Source organism: Pseudomonas sp. DE0157, assembly GCF_007678615.1.
GTDB classification, from domain to species: Bacteria; Pseudomonadota; Gammaproteobacteria; order Pseudomonadales; family Pseudomonadaceae; genus Aquipseudomonas; species Aquipseudomonas parafulva_B.
Map to the genome: position 1 here is coordinate 198,469 of NZ_VEJN01000002.1, position 12,949 is coordinate 211,417.

17 protein-coding genes and 1 pseudogene are annotated in these 12,949 nt (G+C 62.5%); 12 read left to right on the forward strand and 6 right to left on the reverse strand.

Annotated elements, in window-relative coordinates:
- Position 1: 1 nt before the first annotated feature.
- Positions 2-700 (forward strand): SPOR domain-containing protein, encoded by a 699-nt coding sequence (locus tag FS777_RS03595; RefSeq protein ID WP_023532748.1) that lies wholly within the window; start codon positions 2-4, stop codon positions 698-700.
- Between the two features lie 57 nt (positions 701-757).
- On the opposite strand, the gene FS777_RS03600 is transcribed toward FS777_RS03595, so the two are convergent.
- Positions 758-1,177 carry a TM2 domain-containing protein gene (locus FS777_RS03600; RefSeq protein ID WP_023532338.1) on the reverse strand — a complete coding sequence of 140 codons (420 nt, stop codon included), beginning with the start codon at positions 1,175-1,177 and terminating at the stop codon, positions 758-760.
- A gap of 166 nt (positions 1,178-1,343) precedes the next feature.
- Between FS777_RS03600 and FS777_RS03605 the strand changes: the two genes are divergently transcribed.
- Positions 1,344-1,973 (forward strand): C40 family peptidase, encoded by a 630-nt coding sequence (locus tag FS777_RS03605; protein WP_145254059.1) that lies wholly within the window; start codon positions 1,344-1,346, stop codon positions 1,971-1,973.
- A gap of 74 nt (positions 1,974-2,047) precedes the next feature.
- Here the strand turns inward: FS777_RS03605 and FS777_RS03610 are convergent, their stop codons facing one another.
- The gene (locus FS777_RS03610; RefSeq protein ID WP_145254062.1) at positions 2,048-3,043 is read right to left on the reverse strand and encodes a type IV pilus twitching motility protein PilT; all 996 of its coding nucleotides are present in this window, start codon (positions 3,041-3,043) and stop codon (positions 2,048-2,050) included.
- A gap of 64 nt (positions 3,044-3,107) precedes the next feature.
- On the opposite strand from FS777_RS03610, the gene FS777_RS03615 reads away from it, so the two are divergent.
- The 9 genes and pseudogenes from FS777_RS03615 (at position 3,108) to FS777_RS03655 (ending at position 9,662) form a co-directional block, all read left to right on the forward strand.
- Positions 3,108-3,794: a YggS family pyridoxal phosphate-dependent enzyme gene (locus tag FS777_RS03615; protein WP_058638126.1), complete on the forward strand. Its 687-nt coding sequence runs from the start codon at positions 3,108-3,110 to the stop codon at positions 3,792-3,794.
- 38 nt (positions 3,795-3,832) lie between these two features.
- Positions 3,833-4,651, forward strand: coding sequence for a pyrroline-5-carboxylate reductase (proC, locus tag FS777_RS03620; protein ID WP_058638127.1), 819 nt, complete (start codon positions 3,833-3,835; stop codon positions 4,649-4,651).
- Positions 4,652-4,661: 10 nt separating this feature from the next.
- Positions 4,662-5,252, forward strand: a complete 591-nt coding sequence (locus FS777_RS03625; protein WP_058638128.1) for a YggT family protein — start codon at positions 4,662-4,664, stop codon at positions 5,250-5,252.
- A gap of 88 nt (positions 5,253-5,340) precedes the next feature.
- Positions 5,341-6,480 carry a homoserine O-acetyltransferase gene (locus FS777_RS03630; RefSeq protein WP_058602903.1) on the forward strand — a complete coding sequence of 380 codons (1,140 nt, stop codon included), beginning with the start codon at positions 5,341-5,343 and terminating at the stop codon, positions 6,478-6,480.
- 7 nt (positions 6,481-6,487) lie between these two features.
- The gene (gene metW / locus FS777_RS03635; protein WP_058638129.1) at positions 6,488-7,108 is read left to right on the forward strand and encodes a methionine biosynthesis protein MetW; all 621 of its coding nucleotides are present in this window, start codon (positions 6,488-6,490) and stop codon (positions 7,106-7,108) included.
- A gap of 18 nt (positions 7,109-7,126) precedes the next feature.
- The gene (locus tag FS777_RS03640; RefSeq protein WP_058638130.1) at positions 7,127-7,561 is read left to right on the forward strand and encodes a DUF4426 domain-containing protein; all 435 of its coding nucleotides are present in this window, start codon (positions 7,127-7,129) and stop codon (positions 7,559-7,561) included.
- Positions 7,558-8,154 carry an RdgB/HAM1 family non-canonical purine NTP pyrophosphatase gene (gene rdgB / locus FS777_RS03645; RefSeq protein ID WP_058602900.1) on the forward strand — a complete coding sequence of 199 codons (597 nt, stop codon included), beginning with the start codon at positions 7,558-7,560 and terminating at the stop codon, positions 8,152-8,154. The genes FS777_RS03640 and rdgB overlap by 4 nt, the downstream gene beginning before the upstream one ends.
- Before the next feature lie 35 nt (positions 8,155-8,189).
- Positions 8,190-9,326: pseudogene (hemW, locus tag FS777_RS03650) on the forward strand (radical SAM family heme chaperone HemW); the annotation flags it as partial.
- Between the two features lie 9 nt (positions 9,327-9,335).
- Positions 9,336-9,662 (forward strand): DUF3392 domain-containing protein, encoded by a 327-nt coding sequence (locus FS777_RS03655; RefSeq protein WP_023532330.1) that lies wholly within the window; start codon positions 9,336-9,338, stop codon positions 9,660-9,662.
- Between the two features lie 186 nt (positions 9,663-9,848).
- Here the strand turns inward: FS777_RS03655 and trmB are convergent, their stop codons facing one another.
- The 4 genes from trmB to FS777_RS03675 form a co-directional block, all read right to left on the reverse strand.
- Positions 9,849-10,571, reverse strand: a complete 723-nt coding sequence (gene trmB, locus FS777_RS03660; protein WP_058602898.1) for a tRNA (guanosine(46)-N7)-methyltransferase TrmB — start codon at positions 10,569-10,571, stop codon at positions 9,849-9,851.
- A 9-nt stretch (positions 10,572-10,580) separates the two neighbouring features.
- A complete protein-coding gene (locus FS777_RS03665; RefSeq protein WP_023532295.1) occupies positions 10,581-11,375 on the reverse strand; it encodes a thiazole synthase in 795 nt (264 codons plus the stop codon).
- Positions 11,376-11,428: 53 nt separating this feature from the next.
- The gene (thiS, locus tag FS777_RS03670) at positions 11,429-11,629 is read right to left on the reverse strand and encodes a sulfur carrier protein ThiS (protein ID WP_058603078.1); all 201 of its coding nucleotides are present in this window, start codon (positions 11,627-11,629) and stop codon (positions 11,429-11,431) included.
- 102 nt (positions 11,630-11,731) lie between these two features.
- The gene (locus FS777_RS03675) at positions 11,732-12,103 is read right to left on the reverse strand and encodes a DUF423 domain-containing protein (RefSeq protein ID WP_027913492.1); all 372 of its coding nucleotides are present in this window, start codon (positions 12,101-12,103) and stop codon (positions 11,732-11,734) included.
- Positions 12,104-12,166: 63 nt separating this feature from the next.
- On the opposite strand from FS777_RS03675, the gene mtgA reads away from it, so the two are divergent.
- Positions 12,167-12,877, forward strand: a complete 711-nt coding sequence (gene mtgA / locus FS777_RS03680; RefSeq protein ID WP_058602896.1) for a monofunctional biosynthetic peptidoglycan transglycosylase — start codon at positions 12,167-12,169, stop codon at positions 12,875-12,877.
- Positions 12,878-12,949 lie beyond the last annotated feature (72 nt).

A 12,949-nucleotide genomic window follows, 5' to 3' on the forward strand; every position in this document is an offset into this window, starting at 1 on the left:
GGTGGCTGCCAAGAAGAAACCTGCCCCCAAACGTGGCGCCAGTCGTCAGACGGCGCCCGCCAAGCAGCCCATGCCCGGCTGGGTATGGCTGGCAGTCGGCCTGACCATCGGTGCGTTCATCGTGTTTCTGATGAAGCTCGAACCCGGTGGCGGCGATATCAAACGCACCAAGCCCGAACAGCAGAAAACCGAAAAGACGGTCGAAGCCGGGAAGTCGACCCAGGCCACCCCGCAACAGCCGGTAAAGCCCAAGTACGACTTCTACACCTTGCTGCCCGAGTCGGAAGTCATCGTGCCGCCTGAGGCAGTGCCCGAGAAGACGCCACCTGTGCCAGCCCAGCCGGTCACCCCAGTGACCCCGGCAGAGGCCGCCAAGATCGACACCGCACGCGCCCAAGCTGCATTGCTGGGCCAGACACCACCGCCTGCCCCTCCGGTGATCAAGCCGGCGGCAACCACGCAGTTCTTCCTCCAGGCAGGCTCGTTCCGCAAGCAGGCCGATGCCGACAAGGTGCGCGCGCAGATCATCCTGCTGGGGCAGAGCGTGAAAGTGGAGTCCGGCACGGTGAAGGACGAAACCTGGTACCGGGTGCTGGTCGGGCCGTTCAGCAACCGCGAGCAGTTGACCGTCGCCCAGAAGCAATTGGCCGGCGCGGGCTTCAGTAACCTGCTGCTGCAACAGCGTCAGACCCGCCAATAGCAGTCAGTGCCCACAGGCTGGCGCGGCCTGGCCAGGCCGCGCCAGCGTTTCTAACGGTCAGCGCTGGCCGGCATTGCGCTCGGACACCTGCCCGTTCAACGTCCAGAAGTCATACAGAACGCCCACCAGGAACAACCCGCCCGTGCAGAAGTAGATGATGGCGGTGATCCACTTGCCTTGATAAAGGCGGTGCAGGCCGAAGATGCCCAGGAACGTCAGCAGTATCCAGGCGATGTTGTAGTCGATTCGGCCAGAGTGGAAACGCAGGTCGGCTTCGCGGTCCATGGCCGGGATCAGGAACAGGTCGATGAGCCAGCCAATGCCCAGCAGCCCGAAGGTGAAGAACCAGATCGTCCCGGTGATGGGCTTGCCGTAATAGAAACGGTGCGAGCCGGTAAAGCCGAAAATCCACAGCAAGTAGCCGATCACCTTGCTGTGGGTGTCGTGGAAGGGCGCGCCCTGTTGATAAGTGTTCATGCATGGCCCTCGTGGGTTGCTGATTAAATTTTCTATAAAAAGTTGTGACTTTTTCCGCCAAGGCCGACGGATGGTAAGCAAGAATCGACCAGCGGATCAAAATTTGATCAAAAAGCTGTTATAAAGTTGCGCGCCCAACACACAACTATTCATAAGAGCTTCATCTATGCCGCCTTTGATCAAGACATGGCTGACCCTCTGCCTACTATTGCCCCTGGCCGCCCACGCCACCAACCGTGAGCAACGTCTTCCCAACGGCTTTACCGGTTACACCACCAACGCCTCGGTAAAGCGCACGCCCATCAAGCAGACCACCCTGCACGCCCGCCCTGGCAACGCTGCCAGTAAGTCGCGTGGCAAGACGGTGGCGGCTGCTTCGAGCAAGCAAAGCAGCGCCGTGCTCGATCGTGCCGTGAACATGCTCGGCACCCCTTATGTTTGGGGCGGTACCAGCCCGAAAAAAGGGTTCGATTGCAGCGGCCTGGTTCGCTACGCCTTCAACGACGTGGCTGAGGTCAACCTGCCTCGCACTTCCAGCGCCATGGCCAGCGGTCACGGCATCAAGGTTGCCAAGGGCGATCTCAAGCCGGGCGACCTGATCTTCTTCAACATCAAGAGCCGCCGCGTCAACCATGTTGCCATCTACCTGGGCAATGACCGCTTCATTCATGCGCCGCGTCGCGGCAAGCGGGTGAGCATCGATAACTTGAGCAAGCCCTATTGGCAGAAACACTACGTGGTCGCCAAACGCGTACTGCCCAAGGAAAAGCAACAGCTTAGCCTGGCCAAGCGTTAACCCTGCCTCATGACAACCCCATGGAGGGCCGCTCCGCTGCCAACCCTAGGTGGTGGGTAGCGGCCCTGGTTGCATCACTCAGCGAGCAGCCCGCGCGCTCGAAGTTGCCTCATGGCCCCGTCCAAGGTTTGCATACCCTCTGCCGCGCCGGTCTGCATCACCGAATGGAGCTGGGCCATGCGCCCTTCGCGGATCAGATTGCGGACTGCATCCGTCACCACCAGCACTTCTCGCGCCGCGACCCTCCCACCGCCCCGGCGGCCAACCAGCACTTGCGCCACTACCACTCGCAGAGAGTCTGCCAGCATCGCGCGCACCCATGCCTTTCCCTGCGCAGGGAATACCTCTACTACCCGGTCGATGCTGTTCACCGCTGAGCGTGTATGAACGGTTGCCAGTACCAGATGACCTGTTTCGGCGGCACGCAGTGCAAGACGAATGGTTTCCAGGTCCCTCAACTCGCCCAGCACGATCACGTCGGGGTCCTGACGCAACGCACTGCGCAGGCCTTGGGCAAAGCTGCAGCAATCTCGGCCGACCTCACGTTGGTTGACCACACCCTGATGGCTGGCATGGACGACCTCGATCGGATCCTCGAGGGTGACGATGTGCAGCGCGCGCTCGCGGCTCATCTGATCGAGCAGGGCTGCCAACGTGCTCGTCTTGCCACTGCCCGTCGGCCCACCTATGAGCACCAGACCGTCACGGTATTGGCCAATGGTTTGGGCAATCTCGCCCAGGCCGAGCGATTCGGCGCAGGCGAGCCGCGCGGGGATCAAGCGGAACGTGAGCGCAGGGCCGTTCATCTGCCTGAACAGGTTCACGCGAAACCGCCCAAGCGCGGGCAGCTCCAGTGCCAGGTCCAGGTCGTGACCGGCGACCCACTGTCGATACGGGTCGGCGTCGAGCAACGTTTCCATGCTTCGCATCAATCCATCCGGCGTTGCCATCGGCACGGGCAGGCGTTGCAGCACGCCATGCACGCGCACTGTCGGCGCCTGGCCTGCAGCCAGGTGCAGGTCGCTGGCACCTGCCTTCAAAGCAAGCGCCAGCAGGTCTGTCACATCCATGAGACTCCCCATCTGCCTTCAACCAGGTAAAATGCGGCGAAACTTCAGCTGCCGGCCTCGATCTATGTCCACCCTAGCAGACAACCTTTCCTCGATTCGCGACCGCATCAACCGGGGTGCCCAGGCTGCCGGGCGTAATCCCGCCGACGTCCGGTTGCTGGCCGTCAGCAAAACCAAGCCGGCCGCCGCCATACGCGAACTCCACGTCGCAGGCGTGCAGGATTTCGGGGAAAACTACCTACAAGAGGCGCTGACTAAACAACAGCAACTCATCGACCTGCCTCTGACCTGGCACTTCATTGGCCCTATTCAGTCGAACAAGACCAAGGCCATTGCCGAGCATTTCGACTGGGTGCATTCCGTGGATCGCCTGAAAATCGCCCAACGCCTTTCAGAACAGCGCCCAGTTGGCCTGGCGCCGCTCAACATCTGCCTTCAGGTGAACGTCAGCGGTGAGGCCAGCAAGGCCGGTTGCGCACCCGCGCAACTGCCCGCACTGGTGGAGGCCGTGGCTGCCCTACCCAACCTGCGTTTGCGTGGGCTGATGGCAATCCCCGAACCTACCGATGATCGTAACGCCCAGGAAGCAGCGTTCGCCCAGCTGCGCCAGTTACAGGACGCGCTCGGGCTGGGCCTGGACACCCTGTCCATGGGCATGAGCCATGACCTGGAAGCGGCAATTGCTCAAGGCGCGACCTGGGTCCGTATCGGCACCGCCTTGTTTGGTGCCCGCGACTACGGCAACGCTTGATGACATGCTTAACTCACTTTTCCTAACAAGGACCTGACATGAGCAAGACACGTATTGCCTTTATCGGCGCCGGCAACATGGCCGCAAGCCTGATCGGTGGTCTGCGTGCCCAGGGCGTGGAGGCGACGCACATTCGCGCCAGCGACCCCGGTGCCGAAACCCGTACTCGCCTCCAGGCCGAACAGGGCATCGAAACCTTCGAGCACAATGCACAGGCCATCGAAGGCGCCGATGTGATCGTGCTGGCGGTCAAGCCGCAGGTGATGAAGACCGTGTGCCAGGCCTTGCGCGATGACCTGAAGGAAGGCCAGCTGATCGTGTCCATCGCTGCGGGCATCACCTGCGCCAGCCTGCAGAGCTGGGTGGGCAGCCACCCGATAGTGCGCTGCATGCCCAACACGCCGTCGCTGCTGCGCCAGGGCGTCAGTGGCCTGTACGCCACAGCCGAAGTCACGGCCGAGCAACGCCAGCAGGCCGAGCAACTGTTGTCGGCGGTAGGGACGGCGCTCTGGCTCGAACAGGAGCAGCAACTGGATGCAGTGACCGCCGTCTCCGGTAGCGGCCCTGCGTATTTCTTCCTGCTGATCGAGGCCATGACTGCGGCGGGCGAGAAGCTCGGCCTGCCTCGGGAGACCGCCACCGAGCTGACCTTGCACACGGCGTTGGGCGCCGCCCGCATGGCGGTTGCCAGCGATGTGGACGCCGCCGAATTGCGCCGCCGCGTGACATCACCTGCCGGCACCACCGAAGCCGCTATCAAATCGTTCCAGGCCAGTGGTTTCGAGGCCATCGTGGAGCAGGCGCTGCACGCTGCAGCCACACGCTCTGCTGAGCTGGCCGAGCAACTGGGCAAATAAGGAGTTTCAAATGAATGCACTGTCCGGCGCCGCGATTTTCGTGGTGCAAACACTGGTCAGCCTGTACTTGGTGATCGTCCTGTTGCGCTTTGTGCTGCAACTGGTCAAGGCCAACTTCTACAACCCGCTCAGCCAGTTCACGGTGCGCGCGACCCAACCGCTGCTCAAGCCGATCCGCCGGATCGTACCCAGCATCGCCGGGCTGGATACCTCATCGCTGCTGCTGGCCGTGCTCATCCAGGCCCTGCTGATGGGGTTCGTGCTGATGGTGACCTACGGCACCTTCGGTGATGTGCTGCACCTGCTGTTGTGGGCCATTATCGGCATCACCTCGCTGTTCCTGAAAATCTTCTGGGTGGCAATGATCGTCATGGTGATCGTTTCCTGGATAGCGCCCAACAGTCACAACCCGGCGGCCGAGCTTGCGTATCAGATCAGCGAGCCGGTGCTGGCGCCGTTCCGCCGTATCGTGCCAAACCTGGGGGGCTTGGATATTTCGCCGATTTTTGCGTTCCTGGCCATTCAGGTCATCCAGTCGTTCGTCATGCCACCACTGGCTGCCTACGCTGGCATGCCGCAGGAGCTGTGGCGGATGATCTGACCCGGCAGCACCCTGGCGACAAGCCTGCGCTTGCCGCTGGGGGTGGTGCTCTTTAGACTTACGCCTCCGTCAAGCGTGAGCAGGGTCGATGTCCACTGTCTTTCCAGAAGATTCCGTCGGTCTGGTCGTACCCCAGACCGCCCGGTTCGACGAGCCGCTGGCTCTGGCCTGCGGCCGTTCGCTGAGCAGCTACGAGCTGGTCTACGAAACCTATGGCACGCTGAACGCCAGCGCGAGCAATGCAGTACTGATCTGCCATGCCCTGTCTGGGCACCACCATGCCGCGGGCTACCACGCTGCCACTGACCGCAAGCCGGGTTGGTGGGACAGCTGCATCGGCCCAGGCAAGCCCATCGACACCAACCGCTTCTTCGTGGTCAGCCTGAACAACCTGGGCGGCTGCAATGGCAGCACCGGGCCAAGCAGCATCAACCCGGCCACTGGCAAGGCCTATGGCGCCGACTTCCCAATCCTGACCGTCGAAGACTGGGTTCACAGCCAGGTCCGCCTGGCAGAGCGCCTGGGCATCGCGCAGTGGGCCGCCGTGGTGGGTGGCAGCCTGGGCGGCATGCAAGCGCTGCAATGGACCATCAGCTATCCCGAGCGCGTGCGCCACTGTATCGATATCGCCTCGGCGCCCAAGCTGTCCGCGCAGAACATCGCGTTCAACGAGGTGGCGCGCCAGGCCATTCTCACCGACCCCGAGTTCCATGGCGGCTCGTTCCAGGATCAGGGCGTGATTCCCAAGCGGGGCTTGATGCTGGCACGCATGGTCGGGCATATCACCTACCTGTCGGATGACTCGATGGGTGAGAAATTCGGCCGCGAGCTCAAGAGTGACAAGCTCAACTACGACTTCCACAGTGTGGAGTTCCAGGTCGAAAGCTACCTGCGCTACCAGGGCGAAGAATTCTCCGGGCGCTTCGATGCCAACACGTACCTGCTGATGACCAAGGCACTGGACTACTTCGACCCGGCGGCGGCGCACAATGGCGATCTGGCCGCGACCCTGGCCCATGTCAAGGCCAACTACTGCATCATGTCGTTCACTACCGACTGGCGCTTCTCGCCGGCCCGCTCGCGGGAAATCGTCGATGCTCTGATGGCGGCGCGCAAGAACGTCTGCTACCTGGAAATCGACTCGCCCTACGGCCACGATGCCTTCCTGATTCCCACGCCTCGCTACATGCAGGGTTTCTCGAACTACATGAACCGCATTACCCTCTGAGGACAGCATGAGAGCCGATCTGGAAATCATCCACGACTGGATTCCCGCCGGCAGCCGGGTACTGGACCTGGGCTGTGGTACCGGCGAGCTGCTGGCTTCGCTGCGCGACCGCAAGCAGGTCACCGGCTACGGCCTCGAAATCGACGGGGACAATATCGCCGCCTGCGTGGCCAAGGGCGTGAACGTCATCGAGCAGGACCTGGACAAAGGCCTGGGCAATTTCGCCAGCGACAGTTTCGATGTGGTGATCATGACCCAGGCCTTGCAGGCGGTGGAGTACCCCGACCGCATCCTGGACGAAATGCTGCGCGTCGGTCGCCAGTGCATCATCACCTTCCCCAACTTCGGTCACTGGCGCTGCCGGTGGTACCTGGCGACCAAAGGCCGCATGCCCGTCTCGGACTTCATGCCGTACACCTGGTACAACACCCCTAACATCCACTTCTGCACCTTCGCCGACTTCGAAGAGCTGGTCCACGAGCGCAAGGCCAAGGTGCTGGACCGGCTGGCGGTGGATCATATGCACCGCAACGGTCTGGGCGGCCGGCTGTGGCCTAACCTTCTGGGCGAAATCGGTATCTACCGCGTCAGCAGCCCCGGCCCGCAGGCACATCAACTCGCGGTCTGACCCAGGAGAATCTGCACCATGCGTCGCCTTGCCCTGCTTTTGATCAGCCTGTGTCTGGCAATGCCAGCACTGGCAGCCGATACTGCACGCGCTGCTCGCAAAGAGGTATTTGGCGATATCACGGTGCACTACGGCGCGTTTACCTCAAGCATGCTCACCCCGCAGGTCGCAGCGGCCACAGGCCTGGTCCGCAGCCGTCACCAGGGCGTGCTCAGCCTCACCGTACTCAGAGCCGGCAAACCCATCACGGCCGTGGTCAGCGGCGCGGTCAAGGACCTGACCGGTCGCAAGGAGCCCCTGGCCTTCAAGCAGGTCACCGACCACGGCACCGCGTCTTACGTCGCCCAATTCAAGATCGAACACCCTGAGACCGTCGTCTTCGAGCTAGGTGTCCAAGCCGGTGGTGTCAGTCACTCCTTCAGCTTCAACCAGGACGTTTTCCCAGGCGAATGATGAATTTCCAGCAACTCGTATTGGCCAGCCATAACGCCGGCAAACTCAAGGAACTGCAGGCGATGCTCGGTCAATCCGTGCAATTGCGATCGATTGGCGAATTCAGCCAGGTCGAGCCGGAAGAAACCGGCCTCTCGTTCGTTGAGAACGCCATCTTGAAAGCCCGCAATGCCGCGCGCATTTCCGGGCTGCCCGCCTTGGCGGACGATTCCGGTCTGGCCGTGGATTACCTGGGAGGTGCACCTGGCATCTACTCAGCGCGTTATGCCGACGGCCAAGGCGATGCCGCCAACAACGCCAAGTTGCTCGACGCACTGAAGCACGTACCCGAGGCCGAGCGCGGTGCGCAGTTCGTCTGTGTATTGGCGCTGGTACGGCACGCCGATGATCCGTTGCCAATCCTGTGCGAAGGCCTGTGGCATGGTCGCATCCTGCTCAAGGCAAGCGGCGAACACGGGTTTGGCTACGACCCACTGTTCTGGGTGCCAGAACGTGATTGCTCAAGCGCCGACCTGACCCCGGCTGACAAGAATCAGATCAGCCACCGTGCCCGCGCCATGGCACTGCTGCGTCAACGTCTGGGCCTGGCATGACCCTGACGTCGTCGCTCATCCAGGCGCCGGGCATCAGCCAGTTGCCGCCGTTGGCGTTGTACATCCACATCCCGTGGTGCGTGCGCAAATGCCCCTACTGCGACTTCAACTCCCATGCCGCGGGGCCTGAGCTGCCCGAAGCGGCCTACGTTGCGGCGCTGCTGACCGACCTTGACCAGGAACTGGCCGCAGTCCAGGGCCGCGTCATCACCTCGATCTTCTTCGGTGGTGGCACACCAAGCCTGTTCAGTGCCGATGCCCTGGGCCGGTTGCTGCGCGGCGTCGAGCAACGCATCCCATTCGCTTCGGACATTGAGATCACCCTGGAAGCCAACCCGGGAACGTTCGAACAGGACAAGTTCAAGGCCTATCGCCAGACCGGCATCAACCGCCTGTCCATTGGCGTGCAGAGTTTCCAACCCGCCAAGCTGCAAGCGCTGGGCCGCATCCACAACGGCGAGGAGGCGATCCGCGCTGCTGGCATGGCAAGGGCCGCAGGCTTCGACAACTTCAACATGGACCTGATGCATGGCTTGCCCGACCAATCGATGGACGACGCCCTGGGCGATCTGCGTCAGGCAATCGAGCTCGGGCCCACGCACCTGTCCTGGTATCAACTGACGGTAGAGCCCAACACCGTATTCTGGAACCAGCCGCCCGAGCTGCCCGAGGACGATATCCTCTGGGACATCCAGGAAGCCGGCCAGGGCCTGATGGCGGCCAATGGGTTCGGCCAGTACGAGGTGTCTGCCTACGCTCAGCCCGAGCGCGCTGCCCGCCACAACCTCAACTACTGGCGCTTCGGAGACTTCATCGGCATTGGTGCCGGGGCCCATGGCAAGCTCACCTATGCGGACGGCCGTATCGTACGCACCTGGAAAACCCGGCTGCCCAAGGACTACCTGAACCTGGCCAAACCGTTCAAGGCCGGCGAAAAACAGTTGCCCGAGGACGAGCTGCCCTTCGAGTTCCTGATGAACGCGCTGCGCCTGACCCAGGGTGTGGAAGCGCAGCTGTTCACCGACCGCACCGGGTTGCCGCTCGCACGGCTCGCCCAAGCCCGTCGCCTGGCAGAACAAAGGGGGCTTTTGCAGGTCGAACCGGATCGACTGGTGGCAACGCCCAGGGGCCAACTGTTCCTCAATGACTTGCTGCAGTATTTCTTGACCTAAGGATGACCCATGGATCTGGTACTCGACCTGCTCGCGACGATTTCCCGCTGGAGCCGCAGCAACTTGTCGGAGATTTCTCTGGCGTTGGTAGGCTGTCTGCTGGTGCTGTTCGGGACGGACATCAAGGCCTGGGCCGAGCAGCGCCTGGGCGGGCTGACAGGGGCCCTGCGGGTGCCGCTGATGGCATTGCTGGTGATGATCGGCAGCGGCGCGGCCTTGATCTACGCCACACCCTGGGTTTTGAAGGGGCTGAGCCAGTTCAACAACTACGCGTTGGCGCCTGTGCTGCTGGTGGTCCTGGCGCTGATCGGCGTGGTGGCGGACCGTCGCGGCTGAAGCTGTAGCAGTCCGGCCGCCTTTTACGTAACGCCCTGGCGTTAGCCCCCGTGGTTGTCGGCACTCAAAAACCGACCTTGCAGAATGATGCTGTTCATCAAGATCGCTGGGGCCGCGCCGTGGCCCCAAATACTAGCGCTTGCAAGGCAGCTTTTTGTCCATCCGCACAGCGTCAGGCTTAGCGGGTCACGCGGTCTTTTCGAATTTCAGGTCCCAGACACCATGGCCCAAGCGCTCGCCGCGGCGTTCGAACTTGGTGATCGGCCGCTCGGTCGGGCGCGGCACGTAGGTACCGTCCGCTGCTTGATTGCGATAGCCAGGGGCTGCATTCATCACTTCCAGCATGTACTCGGCATAGGGTTCCCAATCCGTGGCCATGTGAAACACGCCGCCGGGCTTGAGCTTGCGCCGTACCAACTCGGCGAACGCCAGCTGGACAATGCGGCGCTTGTGGTGGCGCGCCTTGTGCCAAGGGTCAGGGAAGAACAGCATCAGGCGGTCAAGGCTGTCGTCGGCCACGCAACGGTTCAATACCTCGATGGCATCGCAATCGTATACCCGCAGGTTGGTCAGCCCTTGGGTGAGCACGCCATTGAGCAGCGCCCCTACGCCTGGGCGATGGACCTCGACACCGATGAAGTCCTGCTCAGGCGCAGCGGCGGCCATTTCCAGCAGGGAATGACCCATGCCGAAGCCGATTTCCAGCGTGCGCGGTGCCGAGCGGCCGAAGACCTGGTCGTAGTCGACCGGGCTGTCCGCCAGCGGCAGGATGTACAGCGGCCCACCCTGGTCCAGGCCGCGCTGCTGGCCTTCGGTCATGCGCCCGGCACGCATCACGAAGCTCTTGATGCGGCGGTGTGGGCGGGCGTCGCCGTCGGCGGCGTTCGGCAGATCTTGCGAATCAGTCATCAGGGGCTCTTACTTGATCAGACCATCCAGCGGCGAAGAGGCGCTGGCATAGAGTTTCTTGGGCATGCGACCGGCCAGGTACGCCATGCGACCCGCCACGATGGCGTGCTTCATGGCCTCGGCCATCAATACCGGTTGCTGGGCATGGGCGATGGCCGAGTTCATCAGCACCGCCTCGCAGCCCATTTCCATGGCGATGGTGGCGTCGGAGGCAGTGCCTACGCCAGCATCCACCAGCACCGGTACTTTGGATTCTTCGAGGATGATCTGCAGGTTGTAGGGGTTGCAGATGCCAAGCCCTGTACCGATCAGGCCAGCCAGGGGCATGACGGCGATACAGCCGGCTTCGGCCAGTTGGCGGGCGATGATCGGGTCGTCGCTGGTGTAGACCATCACGTCGAAGCCATCCTTGACGAGCACCTCGGCGGCCTTGAGGGTTTCGATTACGTTGGGGAACAGGGTTTTCTGGTCGGCCAGCACTTCCAGCTTGACCAGGTTATGCCCATCGAGCAGCTCCCGGGCCAGGCGGCAGGTACGCACCGCTTCGACGGCGTCATAGCAGCCGGCAGTATTGGGCAGAATGGTGTAGCGGTCCGGTGGCAGTACGTCCAGCAGGTTCGGCTCGCCCGGGTTCTGACCAATGTTCGTGCGGCGCACCGCGACAGTCACGATCTCGGCACCCGAGGCCTCGATGGCCTGGCGGGTTTGCTCCATGTCACGGTACTTGCCGGTGCCTACCAGCAGGCGCGACTGGAAGGTACGCCCGGCCAGGGTGAAGGGCTTGTCGCTGCGAACGTTGCTCATCGTTGTTCCTCGGGAAAAGGTTGCGGGGCCTGCCGTTGGGTTGCCGACAGCGGTCAGCCGCCGCCAATCGCGTGCACCACTTCGACCTGGTCGCCATCGCTCAGCGCGGTGGTGACATGCTGACTGCGCGGCACGATGTCCTGATTCAGCTCTACCGCCACGCGGCGGCCAGCCAGCTCAAGGCGTGCCAGTAGCCCGGCGACGCTTTCGCCAGCAGGCAATTCGTAGGGTTCACCGTTCAGTTGGATACGCATGCTCACGGCCACCATTGTTCTTTGGGGCCCGCATTCTAGCGCCGAAAGGCCGCGCAACCCAAGGCCACCGCACGCCATTAGTCGTTAATGTGGACTGGGCAGTCAGCCCAGTCGCCACGCGGCGAGCCCAAGGCAAAGCCACCCTGCCAGGAAGCACAGGCCACCGATGGGCGTGATCATGCCCAGCTTGCTGATGCCGGTCAGCGTCAGCAGGTACAGGCTGCCGGAGAACAGCACGATACCCAGCACGAACAGATAACCCGCCCAACCCACCAGCCGACCAGGCAGATGGACCGCCAGCAATGCCACGCCAAACAGCGCCAGCGCGTGAACCAGTTGGTAGGTGACACCGGTGTGGAAGATAGCCAGGTAGTCAGCGCTGAGTCGATTTTTCAGGCCGTGGGCTGCAAAGGCGCCCAGGGCCACGCCGGTAAAGCCGAAAAAAGCGGCAAGCATCAGGAAGCTGCGAAGCATGAGACGACTCCTCCAATCGGGTCTGTATAATGGCCCTTCCCAAACGTCCGGCCAAGCCACCCTATGCTGCGAAACCTTCTCCGACGTCTTCTGCGCGCCCTGCTCTGGTTTGCTGCCGTCAGTATCGTGCTGGTTTTGGTGTTTCGCTGGGTGCCCCCGCCCGGTACGGCGTTGATGCTCGAGCGCAAGGTGCAATCGTGGGTGAGCGGCGAACCGATTGATCTGCAGCGCGAATGGGTGGGTTGGGACCATATCTCCGATGACCTCAAGGTGGCGGTCATCGCTGGCGAAGACCAGAAGTTCGCCAGCCATTGGGGGTTCGACATACCCGCCATCCAGGCAGCCCTGGCTTTCAACGAGCGTGGCGGTAGCGTGCGCGGGGCCAGCACCCTGACCCAACAGGTGGCCAAGAATCTGTTCCTGTGGCCGGGGCGCAGCTGGCTGCGCAAGGGGCTGGAAGCATGGTTCACCGGCTTGATCGAGCTGTTCTGGACCAAGCAGCGCATTCTTGAGGTCTACCTGAACAGTGCCGAGTGGGGCCAGGGTGTGTTCGGCGCCCAGGCAGCCGCTCGCCATCACTTTGGTGTGGAGGCCAGTCAACTCAGCCGGCAACAAGCCGCGCAACTGGCCGCGGTGCTGCCCAGCCCTCTCAAGTGGAATGCTGGGAAGCCAAGCACCTACGTGGCCAGCCGTGCTGGCTGGATTCGCCGCCAGATGAGCCAGCTGGGTGGGCCAAGCTACTTGATGCAATTGGACACATCACGCAGGCCCTGAGCCTGGCACCGCGTACAGGGCAGACATGAAAAAGCCGCTGTTCCTTTGCGGGGCAGCGGCTTTCTTGTCGAA

Bases quoted from the DNA above. Each gene is read 5' to 3' on its own strand.
- FS777_RS03600 (WP_023532338.1), bottom strand. From the start codon at position 1,177: ATGAACACTTATCAACAGGGCGCGCCCTTCCACGACACCCACAGCAAG.
- FS777_RS03605 (WP_145254059.1), top strand. From the start codon at position 1,344: ATGCCGCCTTTGATCAAGACATGGCTGACCCTCTGCCTACTATTGCCC.
- FS777_RS03610 (WP_145254062.1), bottom strand. From the start codon at position 3,043: ATGGATGTGACAGACCTGCTGGCGCTTGCTTTGAAGGCAGGTGCCAGC.
- FS777_RS03615 (WP_058638126.1), top strand. From the start codon at position 3,108: ATGTCCACCCTAGCAGACAACCTTTCCTCGATTCGCGACCGCATCAAC.
- proC (WP_058638127.1), top strand. From the start codon at position 3,833: ATGAGCAAGACACGTATTGCCTTTATCGGCGCCGGCAACATGGCCGCA.
- FS777_RS03625 (WP_058638128.1), top strand. From the start codon at position 4,662: ATGAATGCACTGTCCGGCGCCGCGATTTTCGTGGTGCAAACACTGGTC.
- FS777_RS03630 (WP_058602903.1), top strand. From the start codon at position 5,341: ATGTCCACTGTCTTTCCAGAAGATTCCGTCGGTCTGGTCGTACCCCAG.
- metW (WP_058638129.1), top strand. From the start codon at position 6,488: ATGAGAGCCGATCTGGAAATCATCCACGACTGGATTCCCGCCGGCAGC.
- FS777_RS03640 (WP_058638130.1), top strand. From the start codon at position 7,127: ATGCGTCGCCTTGCCCTGCTTTTGATCAGCCTGTGTCTGGCAATGCCA.
- rdgB (WP_058602900.1), top strand. From the start codon at position 7,558: ATGATGAATTTCCAGCAACTCGTATTGGCCAGCCATAACGCCGGCAAA.
- FS777_RS03655 (WP_023532330.1), top strand. From the start codon at position 9,336: ATGGATCTGGTACTCGACCTGCTCGCGACGATTTCCCGCTGGAGCCGC.
- trmB (WP_058602898.1), bottom strand. From the start codon at position 10,571: ATGACTGATTCGCAAGATCTGCCGAACGCCGCCGACGGCGACGCCCGC.
- FS777_RS03665 (WP_023532295.1), bottom strand. From the start codon at position 11,375: ATGAGCAACGTTCGCAGCGACAAGCCCTTCACCCTGGCCGGGCGTACC.
- thiS (WP_058603078.1), bottom strand. From the start codon at position 11,629: ATGCGTATCCAACTGAACGGTGAACCCTACGAATTGCCTGCTGGCGAA.
- FS777_RS03675 (WP_027913492.1), bottom strand. From the start codon at position 12,103: ATGCTTCGCAGCTTCCTGATGCTTGCCGCTTTTTTCGGCTTTACCGGC.
- mtgA (WP_058602896.1), top strand. From the start codon at position 12,167: ATGCTGCGAAACCTTCTCCGACGTCTTCTGCGCGCCCTGCTCTGGTTT.